Origin of the sequence: Bacillus sp. FJAT-45066, assembly GCF_002335755.1 — a bacterium.
In the GTDB taxonomy this organism is placed as follows: Bacteria; Bacillota; Bacilli; order Bacillales; family Bacillaceae_I; genus Bacillus_CD; species Bacillus_CD alkalisoli.
This window is the reverse complement of record NZ_NISQ01000001.1, coordinates 439,229-459,631: the sequence shown is the minus strand read 5'-3', so window position 1 is coordinate 459,631 and position 20,403 is coordinate 439,229. Positions and strand designations below refer to the sequence as shown.

General features: G+C 36.7%; 19 protein-coding genes. 3 read left to right on the top strand and 16 right to left on the bottom strand.

Going from position 1 to position 20,403, the window contains the following annotated elements; all coding sequences use genetic code 11:
* Positions 1 to 7: 7 nt before the first annotated feature.
* From CDZ92_RS02260 to gpr, 11 genes are all read right to left on the bottom strand, one after another.
* Complete coding sequence (locus CDZ92_RS02260) at positions 8 to 760, bottom strand: 16S rRNA (uracil(1498)-N(3))-methyltransferase (RefSeq protein ID WP_096153338.1); 753 nt, start codon at positions 758 to 760, stop codon at positions 8 to 10.
* A 226-nt stretch (positions 761 to 986) separates the two neighbouring features.
* On the bottom strand, positions 987 to 1,925 hold the full coding sequence (prmA, locus tag CDZ92_RS02255) for a 50S ribosomal protein L11 methyltransferase (RefSeq protein ID WP_096153337.1): 939 nt from the start codon (positions 1,923 to 1,925) through the stop codon (positions 987 to 989).
* A 19-nt stretch (positions 1,926 to 1,944) separates the two neighbouring features.
* Positions 1,945 to 3,069 (bottom strand): molecular chaperone DnaJ, encoded by a 1,125-nt coding sequence (gene dnaJ, locus CDZ92_RS02250; protein WP_096153336.1) that lies wholly within the window; start codon positions 3,067 to 3,069, stop codon positions 1,945 to 1,947.
* 177 nt (positions 3,070 to 3,246) lie between these two features.
* Positions 3,247 to 5,088, bottom strand: a complete 1,842-nt coding sequence (gene dnaK / locus CDZ92_RS02245) for a molecular chaperone DnaK (RefSeq protein ID WP_096153335.1) — start codon at positions 5,086 to 5,088, stop codon at positions 3,247 to 3,249.
* 58 nt (positions 5,089 to 5,146) lie between these two features.
* Positions 5,147 to 5,722 (bottom strand): nucleotide exchange factor GrpE, encoded by a 576-nt coding sequence (grpE, locus tag CDZ92_RS02240; protein WP_141395189.1) that lies wholly within the window; start codon positions 5,720 to 5,722, stop codon positions 5,147 to 5,149.
* A 91-nt stretch (positions 5,723 to 5,813) separates the two neighbouring features.
* Entirely contained in the window at positions 5,814 to 6,845 is a 1,032-nt protein-coding gene (gene hrcA / locus CDZ92_RS02235) for a heat-inducible transcriptional repressor HrcA (protein ID WP_096153333.1), read from the bottom strand.
* Positions 6,846 to 6,942: 97 nt separating this feature from the next.
* Positions 6,943 to 8,082 carry a radical SAM family heme chaperone HemW gene (gene hemW, locus CDZ92_RS02230; RefSeq protein ID WP_096153332.1) on the bottom strand — a complete coding sequence of 380 codons (1,140 nt, stop codon included), beginning with the start codon at positions 8,080 to 8,082 and terminating at the stop codon, positions 6,943 to 6,945.
* A 60-nt stretch (positions 8,083 to 8,142) separates the two neighbouring features.
* Positions 8,143 to 9,978: a translation elongation factor 4 gene (gene lepA / locus CDZ92_RS02225; RefSeq protein WP_096153331.1), complete on the bottom strand. Its 1,836-nt coding sequence runs from the start codon at positions 9,976 to 9,978 to the stop codon at positions 8,143 to 8,145.
* Positions 9,979 to 10,118: 140 nt separating this feature from the next.
* Positions 10,119 to 10,496 (bottom strand): DUF3679 domain-containing protein, encoded by a 378-nt coding sequence (locus CDZ92_RS02220; protein WP_255249765.1) that lies wholly within the window; start codon positions 10,494 to 10,496, stop codon positions 10,119 to 10,121.
* A 26-nt stretch (positions 10,497 to 10,522) separates the two neighbouring features.
* Positions 10,523 to 11,722, bottom strand: a complete 1,200-nt coding sequence (spoIIP, locus tag CDZ92_RS02215; RefSeq protein WP_096153330.1) for a stage II sporulation protein P — start codon at positions 11,720 to 11,722, stop codon at positions 10,523 to 10,525.
* 162 nt (positions 11,723 to 11,884) lie between these two features.
* On the bottom strand, positions 11,885 to 13,006 hold the full coding sequence (gene gpr / locus CDZ92_RS02210) for a GPR endopeptidase (RefSeq protein WP_096153329.1): 1,122 nt from the start codon (positions 13,004 to 13,006) through the stop codon (positions 11,885 to 11,887).
* A gap of 255 nt (positions 13,007 to 13,261) precedes the next feature.
* On the opposite strand from gpr, the gene rpsT reads away from it, so the two are divergent.
* Positions 13,262 to 13,528, top strand: coding sequence for a 30S ribosomal protein S20 (gene rpsT, locus CDZ92_RS02205; RefSeq protein ID WP_096153328.1), 267 nt, complete (start codon positions 13,262 to 13,264; stop codon positions 13,526 to 13,528).
* 135 nt (positions 13,529 to 13,663) lie between these two features.
* Here the strand turns inward: rpsT and CDZ92_RS19790 are convergent, their stop codons facing one another.
* A complete protein-coding gene (locus CDZ92_RS19790) occupies positions 13,664 to 13,828 on the bottom strand; it encodes a hypothetical protein (protein WP_176483690.1) in 165 nt (54 codons plus the stop codon).
* 209 nt (positions 13,829 to 14,037) lie between these two features.
* Complete coding sequence (gene holA / locus CDZ92_RS02195; RefSeq protein WP_096153326.1) at positions 14,038 to 15,063, bottom strand: DNA polymerase III subunit delta; 1,026 nt, start codon at positions 15,061 to 15,063, stop codon at positions 14,038 to 14,040.
* Between the two features lie 414 nt (positions 15,064 to 15,477).
* Between holA and CDZ92_RS02190 the strand changes: the two genes are divergently transcribed.
* A complete protein-coding gene (locus CDZ92_RS02190) occupies positions 15,478 to 15,612 on the top strand; it encodes a YqzM family protein (protein WP_096153325.1) in 135 nt (44 codons plus the stop codon).
* Between the two features lie 132 nt (positions 15,613 to 15,744).
* On the opposite strand, the gene CDZ92_RS02185 is transcribed toward CDZ92_RS02190, so the two are convergent.
* The 3 genes from CDZ92_RS02185 to CDZ92_RS02175 all read right to left on the bottom strand — a co-directional run bounded on the left by CDZ92_RS02185 (position 15,745) and on the right by CDZ92_RS02175 (position 19,344).
* Positions 15,745 to 18,051 carry a DNA internalization-related competence protein ComEC/Rec2 gene (locus tag CDZ92_RS02185; protein WP_096153324.1) on the bottom strand — a complete coding sequence of 769 codons (2,307 nt, stop codon included), beginning with the start codon at positions 18,049 to 18,051 and terminating at the stop codon, positions 15,745 to 15,747.
* 6 nt (positions 18,052 to 18,057) lie between these two features.
* Positions 18,058 to 18,627: a ComE operon protein 2 gene (locus tag CDZ92_RS02180; protein WP_096153323.1), complete on the bottom strand. Its 570-nt coding sequence runs from the start codon at positions 18,625 to 18,627 to the stop codon at positions 18,058 to 18,060.
* A 63-nt stretch (positions 18,628 to 18,690) separates the two neighbouring features.
* Positions 18,691 to 19,344, bottom strand: a complete 654-nt coding sequence (locus tag CDZ92_RS02175) for a helix-hairpin-helix domain-containing protein (protein WP_176483689.1) — start codon at positions 19,342 to 19,344, stop codon at positions 18,691 to 18,693.
* An 84-nt stretch (positions 19,345 to 19,428) separates the two neighbouring features.
* Between CDZ92_RS02175 and comER the strand changes: the two genes are divergently transcribed.
* Complete coding sequence (gene comER / locus CDZ92_RS02170) at positions 19,429 to 20,250, top strand: late competence protein ComER (protein ID WP_096153321.1); 822 nt, start codon at positions 19,429 to 19,431, stop codon at positions 20,248 to 20,250.
* Positions 20,251 to 20,403: the final 153 nt, after the last annotated feature.

Below are 20,403 nucleotides of genomic sequence, written 5' to 3'. Positions count from 1 at the left end.
ATTCACCTCACATTAATTCAAAATGGTAAGAAATAGCGGCAAGTCCGTATAATGGAGCCGTTTCTGTACGTAAAATTCTCGGGCCAAAAGAACAGCTAACGAAGTCAAGTTCCGTTAACACTCCTACTTCTTTTTCTGTAAGACCGCCTTCTGGTCCAAAAACAATAAGAACTGATTCGTTTGCTTTCATTTCAGAAAGAACTTTTGCAAATGCCGATTTCTCTCCACGTTTTGCTTCTTCTTCATATGCAACGATTTTTTTATCGTATTGTGTGCTAACATCACATAATTGTTTAAAGCTAAAAGGGGCGTTAATTGTAGGAATTGTCACGCGACGTGATTGCTCTGCAGCTTCTTTCGCGATTTTCTCCCAACGTTCTACTTTTTTGCCTGCCTTTTTTTCATCCCACTTTACAATAGAACGAGCAGCATTAAAAGGGATAAAGCTTTCAGCTCCTAGTTCTGTACCTTTTTGGATAATCAATTCTAGTTTATCCCCTTTAGGCAACCCGCTCGCAATCGTGACCTTCACTGGTAATTCTGAATTTGCCTCTATCCATTTTACAACATGAGCTGTTATTTGTTCATTGGAAATTTCAGCAATTTTACAATGAGCTGTTCTTTTTGTTTCTTGGCAACTACATAAGATTTCGTCACCTTCACTCATTCGTAAAACGCGTGTAATATGATGAACATCATCTCCAATAATTGAAATAGTTTGTTCATTTATTTGTTGTTTGTTTACAAAATAACGTTGCATCAAATACACGCCCTTGAAAGTTTATTTAAGATTGGTTGTGATATAAACCGCTGTTGATTTCCGTGCAAGGCTTCGCTTTCCGCGGGCGGGCCGGGAGCCTCCTCTACGCATTCGCGTCTGTGGGGTCTCCCGTTCCCCGCTTCTCCCGCAGGAGTCTCCGCCTTGCACGGAAATCAACAGCTAGAAGTTATTAAATATCAACACTTAACTTTAACATTGCCTATATTTATTTCTTTCTAGCAATAAAAGCAACCCAGTCTTCCATCATCATTGTTTCTTCGATGACAAAGCCTGCTTTTAATAGACTATCTTTTACTTCTTGTTTTTTCGTCGCAATGATACCGGAAGAGATAAATGTTCCTCCTGGTTCTAATACTTCGAATACTTTATCTGTGAAGCGTAAAATAACTTCTGCTAAAATATTGGCAACAACAACGTTAACAGGTCCTTCAACATTGTTTAGTAAGTTATTTTGTTTAACTGTAACAACTGAATGAACTTTGTTTAGCTTTATGTTAAGTTTGGCCGCTTCTACCGCTATTTCATCCAGATCTAGTGCTTGTACATCCTGAGCACCTAACATAGCTGCCGCAATACTTAAAACACCAGATCCAGTACCAACATCAATTACTTTATCTTGATCTTGCACGGTTCTTTCTAATGCTTGAATACATAACACTGTTGTAGGGTGAGTACCAGTACCAAACGCCATCCCTGGGTCAAGTTCAATAATTTTCTCATCAGAGCTTACAGGCTCGTAAGTTTCCCATGTAGGAACGATAGTGAATTTTTCAGAGATTTTTACCGGGTTATAATACTTTTTCCAAGCAGTTGCCCACTCTTCTTCATTAACTTCGCTAATAGAAATTTCATTTAAACCAAGATCAATATCAAATACAAGTAAATTATTGATTGCTTCTTTAATGCCGTCGACTGTTTCTCCAAGAAAACTGTTGACTGGTAAGTAAGCTTTAATGATGACACCTTCATTTGGATAGTCTTTAGGATCAAGTTGATAGATTTCTCCAAACATATCTTCACGCTCTTTTGTTAAGTCCAATAAGTCCTCAATAACGACTCCACTTGCACCTGCCTCGTGTAATATGTTGGAAATAGGTTCTACCGCTTCATTTGTTGTATGGATGCTAATTTCAGACCATTTCATCTACCAACTCAATCCTTTCTTATTCACCTTTAAAGGCACGTTTTACTTTCGCAAAAAATCCAGCGTCTTGTTCATCCGGCGTTTGACCACTAATATCAGCAAATTCTCTTAATAATTGCTTTTGCTTTTCAGTTAATTTCGTAGGAGTAATCACTCTAATTTTAATATGTTGGTCACCATGTCCATAACCTCTTACGTTTGCAACACCTTTTCCTTTTAGACGGAAGTTCGTACCAGTTTGTGTACCAGCTGGAACTTTTAGCTTTACTTTTCCTGAAAGTGTTGGTACTTCAACTTCGTCACCTAGAGCTGCTTGTGCAAAGGTAATCGGCATTTCGCAATAAATATCATCGCCATCACGCTCGAAAAATTCATGTGAGCGTACGTGGAAAACAATATATAGATCTCCCGGAGGTCCACCGTTAATACCTGCTTCCCCTTTACCGGAGATGCGTAGTTGTTGACCATCATCAATACCTGCAGGGATTTTCACGTTAATTGTATTACGTTTTTTAATTCTACCTGCACCATGACATGACGAACATTTTTGCGGTATAGATTTACCTGTCCCTTGACATTTACTACAAGTTCTTTTATTAACAATTCGTCCAAATGGCGTGTTTTGTTCAATACTTTCTTGCCCCGTTCCACGACAATGTGAACATGTTTCTACCTTCGTACCAGGTTTGGCTCCTGTACCGCTACATGTATCACATGACTCTTCTCTTGGAATCTCAATGTCTGTTTCTTTTCCGAAAGCTGCTTCTTCAAAAGAAAGCGTCATTGTATATTGTAAATCTGCTCCTTGGCGAGGTGCGTTCGGATCGCGACGTCTACCACCACCGCCACCGAAAAATGTTTCGAAAATATCTTCAAAGCCACCGAAGCCACCTGCTCCACCACCAAAACCACCGAATCCTTGATTAGGGTCAGTATGACCGAATTGGTCGTAGTGCGAACGCTTTTGATCGTCGCTCAATACTTCGTATGCTTCTTTTATTTCTTTAAATTTGTCTGCAGCATCTGGCGCTGAATTAATATCTGGATGATATTGTTTCGATAGCTTTCTATACGATTTTTTTATCTCGTCTTTTGAAGCGCCTTTACTAACGCCGAGTACTTCATAGTAATCACGTTTACTCATTCATACCCACTCCCGTTTTATTCACATAAAGGTAATTGTATCATCTACTAAATAGACTTTGCAATAAAAGTATTTGATTCCACAATGATAGTTTATGCTTTAATATTTTGTACGTTTTCCTTTATTCACATTAAAAAGAAAGCCAAAGACACACTTTGACTTTCTTTATTTTATATCTTACTTCTTGTCGTCGTTTACTTCTTCGTATTCAGCGTCTACAACGTTGTCGTCTTGGTTAGTTGAACCTTGTTGTGCTCCTTCAGCACCTTGAGCTGCTTGCTGAGCTTGTGCAGCTTGCTCGTAAAGTTTCATTGTAAGCTGTTGAACGATTTCTTGAAGAGCATCTTTCTTTGTGCGAATTTCTTCTAGGTCGTTCTTTTCGATAGCAGCTTTTAACTCATCTTTTGCAGCTTCTGCTTTTTTCACTTCTGCTTCTTCCACTTTACCTTCTAGATCCTTTAACGTTTTTTCCGTTTGGAATACTAGTTGGTCAGCTTCGTTACGAAGTTCAACTTCTTCTTTACGCTTTTTATCTGCTTCTGCATTTTCTTCAGCTTCACGAACCATACGTTGGATATCTTCTTCCGTTAATGCACTTGCAGTATTAATTGTAATTGCTTGTTCTTTATTTGTGCCTAAGTCTTTTGCACGTACGTTAACGATACCATTTTTGTCGATATCAAATGTAACTTCAATTTGAGGTACTCCGCGTGGTGCTGGTGGAATATCTGCTAATTGGAAACGACCTAGTGTTTTGTTATCTGCAGCCATTGGACGCTCACCTTGAAGAACGTGAATGTCTACAGCCGTTTGATTGTCTGCTGCAGTTGAGAATACTTGAGACTTACTTGTTGGGATTGTCGTGTTTCTGTCAATAAGCTTTGTAGAAACTCCACCCATTGTCTCAATACCTAATGATAAAGATGTAACGTCAAGTAATACAACGTCTTTCACATCACCAGTTAAAACTCCACCTTGAATTGCTGCACCTTGTGCAACTACTTCATCAGGGTTTACACCTTTGTGTGGTTCTTTACCAGTTTCACGTTTAATCGCTTCTTGTACTGCTGGAATACGAGTGGATCCACCAACAAGAATAACTTTATCTAGTTCAGAAGCAGAAATACCTGCATCTTTTAATGATTGACGAACAGGACCCATTGTACGCTCTACTAATGAAGAGGAGATTTCATCGAATTTAGCACGAGTTAATGTTAACTCTAAGTGTAATGGACCTGCTTCACCAGCAGTGATGAATGGTAAAGAAATTTGAGTGCTAGTTACACCAGATAAATCTTTTTTCGCTTTTTCAGCAGCGTCTTTTAAACGTTGAAGTGCCATTTTATCTTTAGAAAGATCAATTCCATTTTCTTTTTTGAATTCAGTTACTAAATAATCAATAATAACTTGGTCAAAGTCGTCTCCACCTAGACGGTTGTCACCAGCAGTTGAACGAACTTCGAATACTCCGTCTCCTAACTCTAGGATAGATACGTCAAACGTACCGCCACCTAAGTCATAAACAAGAATTGTTTGGTCTTCTTCCATTTTATCTAAACCGTATGCTAATGCAGCTGCAGTAGGCTCGTTAATAATACGCTCTACTTCTAAACCAGCAATTTTACCAGCGTCTTTTGTCGCTTGACGCTCTGCATCATTGAAGTAAGCAGGCACTGTAATAACAGCTTTTGTTACTTTTTCTCCTAGATAGTCTTCTGCATAACTCTTTAAGTGTTGTAAGATAATTGCTGAAACTTCTTGTGGAGAATATTGCTTGTCTTCCATTTCCACTTTATAGTCAGTACCCATGTGACGTTTAATTGAAGCAATTGTGTTTGGGTTTGTAATAGATTGACGCTTAGCTACTTCCCCTACTTGACGCTCTCCATTTTTAAACGCTACAACGGAAGGTGTTGTACGGTTTCCTTCTGGGTTTGGAATTACTTTTGCTTCGCCGCCTTCAAGTACAGCAACACAAGAGTTTGTTGTACCTAAGTCAATACCGATAATTTTACTCATTTGGTCTTCCTCCTAAAATCTGCATGTTAATTTATATGTAGGTCGTTAATCTGAACCTTTATTGGCTTACTTTTACCATGGAAGGTCGGATTACTCGATCTTTAAGTTTGTATCCTTTTTGGAACTCTTCCACGACAGTGTTCGGTTCTACTCCTTCTTCCTCCACTTGCATTACAGCTTGATGTAAGTGTGGATCGAATGATTGACCTACCGCTTCAATTACTTCAACACCTTCGTTTTTCAAGGCATCCATTAACTGGCGGTACACCATATCCATTCCTTGTAGAAACGTTTTAATTTGTTCATCTTCCGAATCAACTTTAAGAGCACGTTCGAAGTTATCCAATGCAGGTAAGATGTCTGTTACAAGGTTTTGCGCACGATATTTTTGTGTCGCTTCTTGATCTAATCTTACTCTTCTACGGAAGTTATCAAAGTCTGCATGTAAACGTAAGTATTTGTTTTCAGACTCGTTTAACTTTGATTGAAGTTCTTCTAATTCAGAAGTACTTTCTTCTTCATTGGAAACTGGAGCTTCTTTTACTTCTTCAGTGAATTCTTCAGTGATGATTTCTTCTTGTACTTCTTGTTCGTTTGTTTCTTCCACTGTTACGTTGTCTTTATTTGTAGTCAATCGTTTCACCTCCCTTAAAAGATCAGGCGCAGCGCTAATTGTTCAATAGCGCCATTGCCTGTTTAAATTCCCTTTAACAATATCTCCAACGCTAATCTTTTTGATACAAGTTTGTCATGGCATTGGAGAGGTCATGGCTTACTAGTTGTAGTAAGCTTACTACTCTTGAGTATTCCATTCGTGTAGGGCCTAAAATGGCGATTGTTCCTAATTGTTTTGGCCCTAACGAGTAGCTTGCCGTTATTAGACTGCAATTTTCCATACCGGAAATGTTGTTTTCACTACCAATATTAATTTGTATTCCTTCTTCTTTCGACCTTAAGTGATGGTATAAATCTTTCCCTTGATCGATTAAAAGTAAAAGGGAGCGGATTTTATTAATATCATTAAATTCTGGTTGTGCTAACATGTTTGTTTTACCGCCAAAGAAAATCTTATCTTGTTCATCCATTGTAAGAGTCGTGCTTAATGACTGCATCACATTTTCATAGTTGCTAATATGCGAGCGTAGTAAGATAGCTACTTCTTTGTATAGCTTATTAATTAGGTCACTTAACGGCACCCCTACTAAGCGTTCATTCAAAATGTTAACCATTTTTTCTAAATCAGACGGGTCCATCGATGTAGGAAACGTAATCGTACGATTCTCTACATGTCCAGTGTCTGTCACGATGATGGCGACTGCTTTATCTTGACTTATCGGAATGATTTGTAGACGTTTGAGTCGATTTTGTTGGAAAGCTGGCCCTAGCACAATCGATGTATACTTTGTTAATTCCGATAAAATTTGCGCAGACTTTTGTACAACTTTTTCAAGTTCAAAAATTTGTTCTCGAAAAAGCGACTTAATTTCTGTTATATCTTGCTTAGAAAGATGTTCAGGTGACAAAAGGTGATCCACATAGTACCGATATCCTTTTTCAGATGGAACTCTTCCAGAGGAAGTGTGTGGTTTCTCGATGAAACCAAGTTCTTCTAAATCAGACATCTCGTTACGGATTGTCGCTGAACTAAAGGAAATACCTTCTTTTTTAGACAATGTTCTCGAACCAATTGGTTGCGCAGAGCGGATAAAGTCGTCAATGATTACTTGCAAGATTAACAACTGACGTTCTGTAAGCATTCAACATCACCTCTGTTAGCACTCACTTAACTCGAGTGCTAATTCTATAAATAAATTACCAAATTGAAATAGCAATGTCAACGAAAAGGAACGGAAATTATACGAAAAGGAAAGATTGAAATACTTCGTTCCCTAAAAACTTACCTTCTCTTGTTAAGTAAATATTATCGCTATTTCGCTCTAAGTACCTTTTGTTTAAGTTCTCTTTTATTGGATTTTCAAAAATAGTAAAAATCGAATCGTTATATTTTTTTTCAAAAAGTGAGATAGATACACCATCCGATTTTCTTAATCCTAAAAACAATTCTTCTTCCATTTGTTCTAGTTTTGTTACTTTTTGTTCATTATTGTAAGGGAAGTTTGTTTCGTTTATTTGATCCATGTATTTTTTTAATGGACCAAAATTTGAACGTCTTACACCATCAACATAACTATGAGCCCCTGCACCAAATCCGTAATATTCATTGTTATTCCAATACGTTAAGTTATGTTTACTTTCAAAGCCTGGCTTTGCAAAATTACTTATTTCGTATTGAACAATGTTATGTTTTTCCATTTCATTAAGGAGCACATCATACATCATAGCTTCATCGTCTTGTGTAGGAAGAGGTAGTTTCCCTTTGTTCATTAGGTTATAGAATACTGTTTTCGGTTCAATTATTAACGAGTATGCGGAATAGTGATTCATCTCTAGTGACAAAGCTTCTTTTAGCGTTTCTTTAAAGTCTTCTACTGTCTGGTTAGGGAGGCTATAAATGAGATCAATACTAATATTCGTAAATCCTGCTTGTTTCGCCAATTCTAATGTGCGGTAAACATCTTGTTTACGGTGAGATCGACCGATGAACTTAAGCAAGTCATCGTTAAAACTTTGCACTCCAAAGCTAAGACGATTAACTCCGAATTGTTTTAATAGTTGTAGTTTTTCTAAAGACAGTTCGCCTGGATTTGCTTCAAATGTGTATTCTACGTTATTTTTGCTGAATGGCAGTTGTTTTTCAATAGAAGTTAGAAACACTTCTAATTGTGAGACAGATAACGCTGTCGGTGTTCCGCCACCAACAAAAATGGTATCAAGCTCTTTTGCAGGGAACTTTTGCATCGTATTTGCCATTTCTCTTTCCATATAGGTTAAGTATTCGTCTACTGGCTGATTTTTCAAGAAAACTTTATTGAAGTCACAGTAATGACAAATATGGTGACAAAACGGAATATGTAAGTATGCTGATTTAGGCATTCTTTTCACACTTTCATTGGTTGATATAGAAAAAACCGCAGAAATTCTGCGGTATGTTTTCTATTTTTTACTGTTGGTATCGTCCATTTTCAGTACTGCCATGAATGCTTCTTGCGGTACTTCTACAGATCCTACAGATTTCATACGCTTTTTTCCTTCTTTTTGTTTATCAAGAAGTTTACGTTTACGAGAAATATCTCCACCGTAACATTTTGCAAGTACGTTTTTACGCATTGCTTTAATGGTTGAACGCGCAACAACTTTTTGCCCGATAGTAGCTTGAATCGGCACTTCGAATTGTTGTCTCGGAATAAGTTCTTTTAGTTTTTCAACGATAATCTTCCCACGTTCATATGCAGAATCTCTATGCACGATAAAGCTCAATGCATCCACTTGTTCAGTATTCAATAAAATATCCATCTTCACTAAGTGAGAAGGCTTGTATCCAATTAACTCATAATCAAAAGAAGCATATCCTTTTGTGCTCGATTTAAGCTGGTCAAAAAAATCATATACAATTTCTGCAAGTGGTATATGATAGACCACACTTACACGAATATCGTCTAGGTACGTCATGTCTATGAAGTTCCCACGCTTTTCTTGGCAAAGCTCCATTACTGCACCAACATAATCGTTTGGTACCATAATCGTTGCTTTCACGTATGGCTCTTCTACTCTATCAATAGATTGAGGATTTGGCATGTTAGACGGGTTGTCTACTCTAAGCTCTGAACCATCTGTTAAAAATACGTTATATATTACGGAAGGTGCCGTAGTAATTAAGTCGATATTGAATTCACGCTCAATACGCTCTTGGATGATTTCCATGTGAAGTAGTCCTAAGAAACCACAGCGGAATCCAAATCCTAATGCTTGCGATGTTTCAGGCTCGTATTGTAGAGCAGAATCATTTAATTCCAATTTTTCTAAGGCATCACGTAAGTCATTGAATTTCGCAGAATCAATTGGATAAAGTCCGCAGAATACCATTGGGTTTAATTTACGGTAACCTGGTAACGGCTCTGTTGCTCCATTTTTTGCGTTTGTGATTGTATCACCTACACGTGTATCTCCAACATTTTTAATGGACGCTGTTAAAAACCCTACGTCCCCAACCGTTAACTCGTCAAGCATAAGTGACTTAGGAGTGAATACTCCTACTTCATTCACTTCGAATTCTTTACCAGTTGCCATCATTCTAATTTTATCGCCAACTTTAACTGTACCGTCCACGACACGAATGTATGCAACAACTCCACGGTATGGGTCGAATAAAGAGTCGAATATTAACGCTTTTAATGGTGCTTCAGGGTCACCCTCTGGTGCAGGAATTTTTACTACAACTTGCTCCAGAATCTCTTCAATACCAATTCCAGATTTTGCACTCGCAAGAACAGCATCGGATGCATCTAAGCCAATTACATCTTCAATTTCCTGACGAACTCGCTCGGGTTCTGCACTTGGTAAGTCGATTTTATTGATTACAGGCATGATTTCTAGATCATTATCTAAAGCAAGATAAACGTTCGCCAACGTTTGTGCTTCGATACCTTGTGCTGCGTCGACTACGAGAATTGCACCTTCACAAGCTGCTAGGCTTCGAGATACTTCGTATGTAAAGTCTACATGCCCTGGGGTATCAATAAGGTGGAAGGTATATTCTTCTCCATTTTTTGCTTTATATTTTAATTGGACTGCGTTCAGTTTAATTGTAATTCCACGCTCACGCTCTAAATCCATTGAGTCTAACAACTGATTTTTCATTTCACGTTGTGCTAACGCAGATGTTTTTTCTAAAATACGGTCAGCCAACGTTGATTTCCCGTGGTCAATATGGGCAATAATCGAAAAGTTACGGATATTGGACTGACGCTTTAATCTTTTTTCATTATTCATTACTTTCACTCCTACAATTTTCGGCAAAGTACACTATTTCTCATTATAGCAATTAGGGTGTGAAGATTCAATGAAATTTATAAGTAAGCAAAGTAAACTAGCCTCTTTAACCATTTTCCTAATTTAAAAAGAGTAGCTTTTCAGCTACCCTCTTCCTTACTATTTATATTCGTTATTTTCTCTTCTACCTTATCAGTTGTATCCTTTATTGCTTTATCAACCATATCCGATACACTACCAGCTAATTTTTTTCCCATAGAAGAAAAGGCATTAAATGTTTTAATTTCTTCTAATTTTTTTTGTTTTTCTCTTATATCTTGGCTTGTTACATTAGTTCCGTGCAATGTACTTTTGAATCCTTCTTCACTTGCTACATGAAAAGCTGACCCAGAAAACGCTGGGTCTTCATACCCTTTCATTTTCTGCATTCCAATGTTTGCTTGTTGCATGCCGAAAAGCACTCCAAGAAATAGAACAAATGCAATGAATGTACATTTCAACATAAACCTTTTCATCATACTTTTAGCACCTCTTTTCATAATAGTTACTGACTACTTCCTTGTGGTTTACTGTCTACTTTTTCTGCTTGCCAGTAGAATTCGCTAAATACATCGGCAAATGCTTCTACTGTGCGATACATTTCTTCAAAAGTGTTGTCGACCCCACCAATTTCAATAAGGATAGATTGTTCGGATAAATCTTGGTTGTATACTCCGTTATTACCTGCTCCACCTTGACGGCGTGCCCCCCTGCTTATTCCAGGGTATTTTTCTTTTAAGAGAGCATCTAATTGTTCTACAATTTTTAAGTTCTTTTCCCAGCCGTTATGGTTTGTACCAATAACGAACATTATCTTTGCATAGTCTTCCCCGTTTATATTCGTCGTTGTTGAGTCTCTTCTAGTTCCATCACGATGAATATCTATAAAATAGTTTAAATCACGATTAGATTGAATTGCCGCTTCCTTAACTTTTCTAGATGCTCTGTAAGACTGTGGATATAGCCATCTGTTTTCTTTTAACATTGCCATAATATCTGTTGTTTCAAAGTGAGAGCCCACACCTCTTAATTCCAATTCATCCTTTAACCTCTCACCTAAACGCATTACATTTACTTTTGAATGTTGAGCATCGTCAGGATTTTCCACCCCGTCTAGGTACGGCAAAAATGATTCATAGTTATGAGAGTTATATATATAAACTACTTTTTTATCTCCAGTTGAAAGTGGAGGAGGTGTTGATTCATTATCTTCTTTATCCGATTCTATATCGTCAAGATTTACTATGGCTGCTTCCCTTTCCCCCATTAACACTTCATATGGTGGAGGTGATTCAATCGAAATGTCTGTATAGTTAGTTCCGTCTCCAGCAATTAAAATTTCACTATCGAACTGGCGGAATCCAGGTATTTCATTTCGAATTAAGCTTCTTGGATCGTCTAAATTCAAGCTAGTTGTCAACTCAAACAGGGCTGCACCATAGTTTGGCTTTTTAATTTCCGCTGACATACCTTGTGTAAAATAAGCATTTTCATATCCAAAAATAAATAAAAGTGACTCACCAGAAAAACGCTTTGAAAACTCGTTTACTGCTGAGAATGTAATTCTATATTCTGGCTTTAGTGAAGTTAACAAACCTGATACCGCAAATATGAAGATGAATGCTGCGATTATTGCTACGATTGTTTTTTTTATGCTTGTCCCATTGAATGATACGATGACGTTCGACGTGCGGTAGCCTTTCATGGCAGTTGTTCTCACCCTTTCTACATCTGTTGCTACTATATGTATGCAACAAGAAAAAGGATTAGAACAACTTGTCCAATCTAGTGGTTAGTGATTAGCAGTTAGCCATTAGTGGTTCACAAATGCCTGAGAAGCTTGCTACTAACCACTAGTCACTTTAAACTAATGTGTATACGCTCCAACGTTATCTTGGTCCACTTCACCATGAAGTGCTGCGTTTAAGCCGCTAGCGATAACATTGGCCATGTCTTCAATAAAGTCATCTACTTCTTTTGGCGTTACCATTAGATTATGGCCCAATGGAGAAAGAACTTCGTGAATAAGCTTTCGTTTTTCTTCTTCTTCTAAATTTCCTATAACACCTAAAAAGTTTTGACGATGCTCTTCTGAAGGTAAGTCCTCATCTGTTAGAACTCTTTTTTCACCGAATGTCAATCCTGCTGGAGCTAGTGCGCGAGAAGGACGATTGCCTTCTTTCATTTCTCTACCGAAATGCTTTAATATAAAATCAATCGTGTCACTTGCCATCGAAACAGCATCGACAACAGTTGGAATACCAATAGCTATAACTGGAATTCCTAATGTTTCTTTACTAATTTCTTTTCGTTTATTACCTACACCTGAACCAGGGTGAATTCCCGTGTCAGAAATTTGAATAGTAGAGTTAACACGCTCAATGGAACGTGCTGCCAGTGCATCAATAGCTATGACAAAATCTGGTTTTGACTTTTCTACGACACCGAAAATAATGTCGCTCGTTTCAATTCCCGTTAACCCCATTACTCCTGGAACAATTGAACTAACAGATCTAAAGCCATCCTGTACAGCTTCTGGCTGTAAAGAAAACAAATGTCTTGTAATTAGTAAATTTTCACAAACAACTGGCCCTAATGCATCTGGTGTCACATTCCAGTTACCTAATCCAACAACTAGGCAACTTGCATCTTTTTGGATATTTAGCTGTTCCATGAATTTATTAAACTCATAAGCAAAAACTTCTTCTACTTTTTGTTGCAGTTCTGTATCTTGTTGGCGAATACCTTGCACTTCTAGCGTCAGGTAGTTTCCTGGTTTTTTCCCAGTCATTTCCGCACCTTTTTCGGTTATGTTAACGTTTGTGATCTTAACTCCTTTACTTTCTCTTTCCTTAACAACGATTCCCTCTAATGATGTTGCAGGTTGCTGAGCTGTTTTATTATGTTTTTCTAAAGCCATTTGTCCAGCTTCAACAGCTAAGTCTGTTCGAATAGCATATTTACTTAAATCAATGGAAGGTTCATTCATGAATGTTCCCATCCCCTCTATGTAAATTTTAATGTTATCGTTTCCTAAATTTGCCTTATTCATGCATTTGTTTTTCTTTTGAAGTCACACTTTAAGAGTTGGGCTAAGTAAATTTATTTTTATCTTTCAAGAAAATTACCTTGACTTGCTATTGCATATTCTTGTCCATTTTGATAAAATATCACTTGTTCTCATAAGTAAATAAATCGAGTTAACATAATCTCGATCGTTATAGAACGTATGGAGGTGAAATACATGCCAAACATTAAATCTGCTATCAAACGTGTAAAAACTACAGAGAAGCGTCGTGCTCAAAACGCAACAGTTAAGTCTGCAATGCGTACAGCGGTGAAGAAAGTAGAAGCATTCGTTGCTAACAACGATGTGGAAGGTGCAAAAACTGCATACTTAGAAGCTGCAAAACGTTTAGACAAGGCTGCTCAATCTGGATTAATCCACAAAAATGCAGCTAACCGTCAAAAATCTCGCTTAGCGAAGAAACTTAACGTAGCTACAGCATAATGAAGAACGATCCGCTTAGGGTCGTTTTTTATTTTTCAGATGACACCGATGACGATTCTCGCACTTTGATTTTGGTCATAAAACCTAAAATAACCATTTCTTAATCTTTTCCTTATAAAATGATTTTGATTTCTTTTATATGGACATTTCCTTCTCTTTCTCCTTTGAAGATGGTCTTAATTTCACTTTTATGGACATTTTCCACTCTTTCTCCTTTGAAGATGGTCTTAATTTCACTTTTATGGACATTTCCTTCTCTTTCTCCTTTGAAGTTGGTCTTAATCTCATTTTTATGGACATTTTCCACTCTTTCTCCTTTGAAGGTGGTCTTAATTTCTCTTTTATGGACAATTTCTAATCTTTCACATCCAAAATTGGTCTTAACCTCTCTAATTACTAACTACTTTGCCCTTTTCCAACAGCTAAACTGGTCTTGATAATGTAAGCGGGAGAAATAGCATTACAAAAAAGTGGTATGACTCTAAATTAATAAAAGTCATACCACTTTTTTATTTTACGTTAGCTATTTTTAATAATAACAATTCTACCGCTAGGACTTTGTCTATTTTACCGCTTTTCATGGAGTAGTCGGCTTCTGCTAGTCCGTCCATAAGGGACATGAGCTCTTTGTCTTTGAAATATCTCGCTTGGCCAGCGGCTAATTTTACACGATAAGGGTGTACTTTTAATGTTCCGGCCATTTTTTGCTGACTGTATCCTTGTTCGCTTAAGTTTTTCACTTGGTAAATTAAGCGGAATTGGGCTGTCATTAACGCTAAAATTTTAATTGGCTCTTCATTATTTCTTAATAGTTCATAAAAAACTTCCAGTGCTTGATCGATTTTTCGGTGGACAATTTTTTCGAATAACTCAAAAATATTGTGTTCCATTGTTTTGGCAGCCAATTTCTGTACTATTTCTAGCGTAATTTCTCCGCCACCAGGTCCGATGTACATGGCCATTTTATCGATCTCTTGCGCAAGAACAGCTAAGTGCACACCTGCAATCTTCAATAACTCTTCCCCAGCGTTTGGAGATAGTGTAACACTATATTGTTTGGCACGATGAGACATCCATTGTAATAAGTCTTTTTCTTCTAATGTTTGCGCTTCAAAAATTTCAGACTGATTTTTTAATGTTTTAACAATTTTTTTACGTTCATCTAATTTAGCATATGGAGCCAGAATTACAAAAATCGTGTAGGGAGCCGGTTGTTGTATATACGCTAAAAATCTATCTGTGTTGTGCTCCACTTTGCTTTTCGACTTTTCTCCAGTAAGAAAAAAAGGATTAGTTACGATGACAACTCGTCGTTCCCCTATAAAAGGCAACGTTTCTGCATCTTCAATTGCCACTTCTATTGGAGTTTCTTCTAAATCGTATGTTGATAGGTTGAAATCATGCTCGTGTTCTTCAATGACATGCTCAACAATAGCGGTTTTCATTTCTTTTAATAAGAAATTTTCTGTACCTAATAATAAGTATGTTTGGGCAAAATTTTGTGATTTTAACTTTTTGATTGCATTTAATAACATATTTTTACTCCCACTTGTTTTCCTTAATAGTGAGCGTTTCATAAACTACTCGTTTTTCACTAAACGAAACGTATACAAAATTCACTCACTAATCTAATCGTAACTAGAAACCGTGAAGAAAACAAGAAAAGATATTTACTCAGGTAGTAAATATCTTTCACTATTATGTATTTCAGAGGGGGTTACATCTCAATCGATTAGAAACGCAACCCCCATTTTATATAAACGTTAACCAATAAGCCCCAGGATACTTACTCGTTAACGATTAAACCATCGGCCTGATGTAATATTAGGTTATCCGAATCTTTCTGAACTATTTGTGACAACTCTTGCTAAAGGTGGAAATCTAAAAATTGTCATGTAGATTTTTTTTGCATTTTCGCTTATACTATTGAGTGAAAAGGAGGGATACTTATGAACGAATTTGAAAAAAGCGTCCAAAGTAAACGTAACGATGCAGTAGACTCTGCTGTCGGCTTTGTCGTATCCTTCGGGTTTTTCGCAACGATTTTTGTTATGGCTACGGTTATTCATTTCTTAGGATCATAATACCGGGATACATAGCCGGTCTAACAATTCCATATACCCGTTGTGAAACAAAATAGGGTACTAACCTTACAAGTTTCTACTTGCTAGGTAAAAGAGACTGCCTTCACGCAGTCTCTTTTTTCATAATGTATACTATGGTAACGTTGGCGAAAAGGTTCCATACTTATTAGAAAATCTATAGACAATCGCCCCATTTTCATCCGTTCGATAAATTTGGACTCCCCTACTTTCTAATCTACGTATCACTTCGGGATGCGGATGGCCAAAGCGATTGTTAGTGCCTACTGGAATCAAAGCGAAAGAAGGATTTAACTTTGCCAAGAATGCTTCGGTCGTCGAAGTATTACTACCGTGGTGGCCTACTTTTAACACATCAGCAGTAATATTTGGATATAAGGACAGCAAATCCATCTCTCCTTGTTGTTCTAAATCTCCTGTAAACAACCAAGTTAAACCACCCAGACGCGTCAAAAGTACAATGGATTGGTCGTTTTTGTCCTCATGCTTTTTAGATGGATATAAAATTAGAAATTCGAAATTAGCATTTCTCCAACGATCTCCTTCCCTTACAAAATTCACTTCTATCCCCTTGTTCCTTACAAGCTCTAAAATATTTTTTTCAAATTCATCTTGCCCGAACTCTGGAGGGACTAAAATATTCTTCACGTCTATATTTTTCAATAACATCTCTACATTTCCTACGTGGTCATAATGGCCGTGTGTGAGAATTAATTTATCAAGTTTTCTTATGCCATTCCCCTTTAAAACTTGTACTAAAACACCTTCTCCATTATTAAATTCTTTTCTTCTTTTTCTCCACTCTTCTCTAGGAATAGAAGGTATTCCCCCTGTATCGATTAAATAATTTCCTTTACCGAAAGGAAGTTGAATAAAAATAGCATCTCCCTGACCAATATCGATCATCGTTACTTGTCCATATTTATTGAATAGTGGCGAATTCCAGTGATAAAAAAGCAACAACAAAATGAATACAATAGAAAAATGAATTAACTTCTTCCGTTGCAATTCAACGGCAATGCAAAAAAAGATAAATGTGATGTAATAAAATAGCATTATTAAAATAGAGGGCTTTCCGAATAGAAAATGTCCAATCGGAATTTCCGCAAACTGAATGGCAATGTAATTAAAAAACGCGAGTGGATATTGAAGTACTGTCTCTAATATAGGATAAAGAACAGGAAAAAATTTTAACGAAATATAAAGCATTAACGCACAAGGTAAAACAAACAAAGAAAAGAAAGGTACATACACAACATTTAAGAAAATACTCCAAATAGATATTTCATAAAAGTGGTAGATGATAATTGGAAAGGATGCCAATTGCGCAATAATAGATACGAAAAAAAGTTGAAGCACATACGAGTTAGTTCGCTGAATTATTTTATGAGATAAGATTAAGAATGCACTTACTGCAAACGACAGTTGAAAACCTACGTGGAATAAATAATATGGGTTAAGAAACAACAAAATAATACATGCCATTCCAATTACATCTATCCCTGCTATCTTTTTGTTTTGAATTAACAATAAGATAACGATAAAAGACATAATGGATGCTCTCCATACAGAAGGTGCTCCCCCGGCCAGGTGTATGTATATTGGTAAAAACATTAGTAATACTTTGTACATTGACTCTTTCGTTAATCCAACTCTTATTCCCAAAAAGAACAAAGTTGTACATAGCACACCGACATGCAATCCAGATATCGCTAAAAGGTGAATTAAACCTAGCTTTTGATAGGCGTTAATAACCTCCTCATCGATATACCTTCTCTCTCCAAATACTAGTGCTATTAAAAAACTCTGAACAGTTGGATGGGTGTTATCCAAAATCAGCCGGATTCCCTCTTGGCGATGCTTTTGCAAGTCCATAAAGATATTCGTTTTGTAATCTTTTATACAGTTTATAGGGGCATTGTTTAACGTAGTTATCCAATTTATTTTTCTTTCATAGAGATGTTTTTTGTAGTCAAACATGTGTGGATTAGTCGGTAGAGGTGGGGGGTTAAATTCACCTTGAAAGTGACAAAAAGCACCAGGATACAAAACACTTTCTGCATTTACTTTATCCCTTTCATTTTTCAAAAAGTAATTTACAATTAATTTTTCTTTCTCCATCGTTATCACTTCAAACGAGATTTTATCCCCATCTATATCTACTAGTGAAACGATATGACCATAAAAATCTGTCACCTTGTCATGGTAGACTGTTTTATTATTTTTATCGGTATGACTAAAGTATAAAGCTGAGAAACAAGTGAAGATAAGGATCCATAACAGTAACGAGCGAAAACGAGAATAGATAAATAATATAAAAATTACTGTTAGTAGTAGCAGCCCAATATGGAAAGAAAAAGCAGCTAGCGCTATTCCAATACACATTGCGACTGCTAACCAAAAACAAGTGCCTTTTTGCAAGAAAAGCTACACCTTTACAGAAAATAAAGAATTCGCTCGTTCGAACATTGACTTTATTTCGTCTTCATCTGCTCCAGCTCTCTCTAACTTTTCTAATATATCTGTAATAAATTTTAACTTCTCATTATCTTCATCCGGTACAAAACTTTCTTTTCCTTTAACTTGTTCTACCTTCACACCAGCTTGTTCAAAAAGTTGAATCGCATATGGATGGTTTTTATAATCCATAGCATAATAAACTACTTTTATTCCAGCCTGAATAATAGCTTTACAACATTGTAAACAAGGGAAATGGGTAACATAAATTTCTGCATCTGTAGTTGGAACACCAAATTTTGCACATTGCAGCAACGCATTCATTTCTGCATGAATCGTTCTTATACAGTGATTGTCAATGACGTAACAGCCTTCATCTATACAATGAACACCACCAGCAATGGAACCGTTGTATCCACCAGCGATAATTCTTTTATCACGTACAATTGTCGCACCAACAGCTAACCTTTCACACGTACTTCTTAATGCTAACAAATGACTTTGAGCCATAAAATATTCATCCCAAGATATTCTAGACATCTTCTTCCCCCTTTTACATACTGTTTTTCATACGACTAGTTTACTTACTTTGTACATGTTGAGTCAATTGCCAACCGTAATTTCATCTCGAATGTTTTCTAAAGATTTCTGACCTATTCCTGATACATTTGTTAGTTCTTCCAATGATTTAAAATAACCATTGTCTTCTCTGTAGGCAACAATAGCCTTCGCCTTAGCTTGTCCAATTCCAGCTAGGCTTTGTAGCTCTTCTACCGTTGCTGTATTTATATTAATTTTACCATCTTTATTACCACTTTCTTCAGAAACTCCGCTATTTATAAGCAAAGAACTAGCGTCCACCTCTTCACCAACGAGAGGGATAAAGACAACCATTTGATCTTGTAATTTTGCCGCAAAATTAATTTTTCTATGATCTGCTCCTTCAACCAATCCTCCAGCTTTTTCAATCGCATCCATAATTCGTTCGCCTTCTAATAAGTGATACACTCCCTCATATTTAACTGCACCTTTCACATCGACAAATATCGTCGCTTCGGGTTTTTCATTTGTAAGGGCTATTTCCTGTCCACCTTGATTATCTTCTTGTTCCTCTAGGTTCTGCTCCATAAGTAAACTTAAATTACTTTCACTTGCTAATGTTGGGTGATCTTTTGTCCATTGCATATAGCCTATTATCGCAATGGCTATGACACTAATAACAATGGCATATTTTTGTTCTAACAAGCGTTCTTTCATAGAGATTCTTCCTTTCCTATTCATAATTTTTGGTTTAGATTCATATAGTGTACGAGAGAAATCTTTGCTAAAGGAGGGAAACAGATGAAGATCGGAATTATCGGTACTGGGAACATGGGGAACGTTCTAATTGATGCATTTATCGAGTCGAAAGCAGTACCTCCTGAAAATATAACCATTACTAATAGAAATTTAAATAAAGCAATATTATTAAAAAACAAATACAATGAAATTAGTGTAAAACTTAGTGCCAAAGAAGTAATTAATGAGTCGGATTTAATCTTTTTATGCGTTAAACCACTAGACATTCACCCCCTATTACGCCAAGTATCTAGTGAATTAAGTAGCTCTAAGTGTTTAATATCCATCACCAGTCCAGTTTCCGTAGAACGACTATCGAGTATTGTTAACTGCCAAGTAGCTAGAATAATTCCTAGCATTACGAATAGAGCGTTATCTGGAGTTACACTTATAACATTTGGCGAATCTTTATCTGCTCATTATAGAGAGTATTTATGGAGTTTATGTTCAAAAATATCTACGCCTGTAGAAATAGAGGACAATGTTACACGAGTAGCCTCGGATATTGTGAGTTGTGGACCTGCGTTTTTTAGTTATCTTTTACAAAGGTTTATTGATGCCGCTGTGGCAGAGACAGAGATCACTAAAGAACAAGCAACTGTGCTAGCTAGTCAAATGATGATTGGAATGGGTGAGTTGTTAGAAAAGAATATTTTCACTTTGCCAACATTACAAGAGAAAGTTTGTGTAAAAGGCGGTGTTACTGGAGAAGGTATTAAAGTATTAGAATCTGAGTTAGGTAGCATGTTTCACTACCTTTTCAAAAAAACTCATGATAAATATAACGAAGATATCCGCGAAGTGTCAGAACAGTTCGACGATTAGATTTATACTTTTATTTTACACAGAAAACAAAATTCGTCAAATATTTTTTTTCAAAAAGATGTGTGGAAGAATAATGGTGATTTTGATACCTTTTAGCTGTTGATTGTAGTGCAAGACGGAGACTCCTGCGGGAGAAGCGGGTAACGGGAGACC

What these genes read in the sequence shown, in the direction of transcription:
- CDZ92_RS02260 (WP_096153338.1), bottom strand. Translation starts at nt 760, where the DNA reads ATGCAACGTTATTTTGTAAACAAACAACAAATAAATGAACAAACTATT.
- prmA (WP_096153337.1), bottom strand. Translation starts at nt 1,925, where the DNA reads ATGAAATGGTCTGAAATTAGCATCCATACAACAAATGAAGCGGTAGAA.
- dnaJ (WP_096153336.1), bottom strand. Translation starts at nt 3,069, where the DNA reads ATGAGTAAACGTGATTACTATGAAGTACTCGGCGTTAGTAAAGGCGCT.
- dnaK (WP_096153335.1), bottom strand. Translation starts at nt 5,088, where the DNA reads ATGAGTAAAATTATCGGTATTGACTTAGGTACAACAAACTCTTGTGTT.
- hrcA (WP_096153333.1), bottom strand. Translation starts at nt 6,845, where the DNA reads ATGCTTACAGAACGTCAGTTGTTAATCTTGCAAGTAATCATTGACGAC.
- hemW (WP_096153332.1), bottom strand. Translation starts at nt 8,082, where the DNA reads ATGCCTAAATCAGCATACTTACATATTCCGTTTTGTCACCATATTTGT.
- lepA (WP_096153331.1), bottom strand. Translation starts at nt 9,978, where the DNA reads ATGAATAATGAAAAAAGATTAAAGCGTCAGTCCAATATCCGTAACTTT.
- CDZ92_RS02220 (WP_255249765.1), bottom strand. Translation starts at nt 10,496, where the DNA reads ATGATGAAAAGGTTTATGTTGAAATGTACATTCATTGCATTTGTTCTA.
- spoIIP (WP_096153330.1), bottom strand. Translation starts at nt 11,722, where the DNA reads ATGAAAGGCTACCGCACGTCGAACGTCATCGTATCATTCAATGGGACA.
- gpr (WP_096153329.1), bottom strand. Translation starts at nt 13,006, where the DNA reads ATGAATGAACCTTCCATTGATTTAAGTAAATATGCTATTCGAACAGAC.
- rpsT (WP_096153328.1), top strand. Translation starts at nt 13,262, where the DNA reads ATGCCAAACATTAAATCTGCTATCAAACGTGTAAAAACTACAGAGAAG.
- CDZ92_RS19790 (WP_176483690.1), bottom strand. Translation starts at nt 13,828, where the DNA reads ATGTCCATAAAAATGAGATTAAGACCAACTTCAAAGGAGAAAGAGAAG.
- holA (WP_096153326.1), bottom strand. Translation starts at nt 15,063, where the DNA reads ATGTTATTAAATGCAATCAAAAAGTTAAAATCACAAAATTTTGCCCAA.
- CDZ92_RS02190 (WP_096153325.1), top strand. Translation starts at nt 15,478, where the DNA reads ATGAACGAATTTGAAAAAAGCGTCCAAAGTAAACGTAACGATGCAGTA.
- CDZ92_RS02180 (WP_096153323.1), bottom strand. Translation starts at nt 18,627, where the DNA reads ATGTCTAGAATATCTTGGGATGAATATTTTATGGCTCAAAGTCATTTG.
- CDZ92_RS02175 (WP_176483689.1), bottom strand. Translation starts at nt 19,344, where the DNA reads ATGAAAGAACGCTTGTTAGAACAAAAATATGCCATTGTTATTAGTGTC.
- comER (WP_096153321.1), top strand. Translation starts at nt 19,429, where the DNA reads ATGAAGATCGGAATTATCGGTACTGGGAACATGGGGAACGTTCTAATT.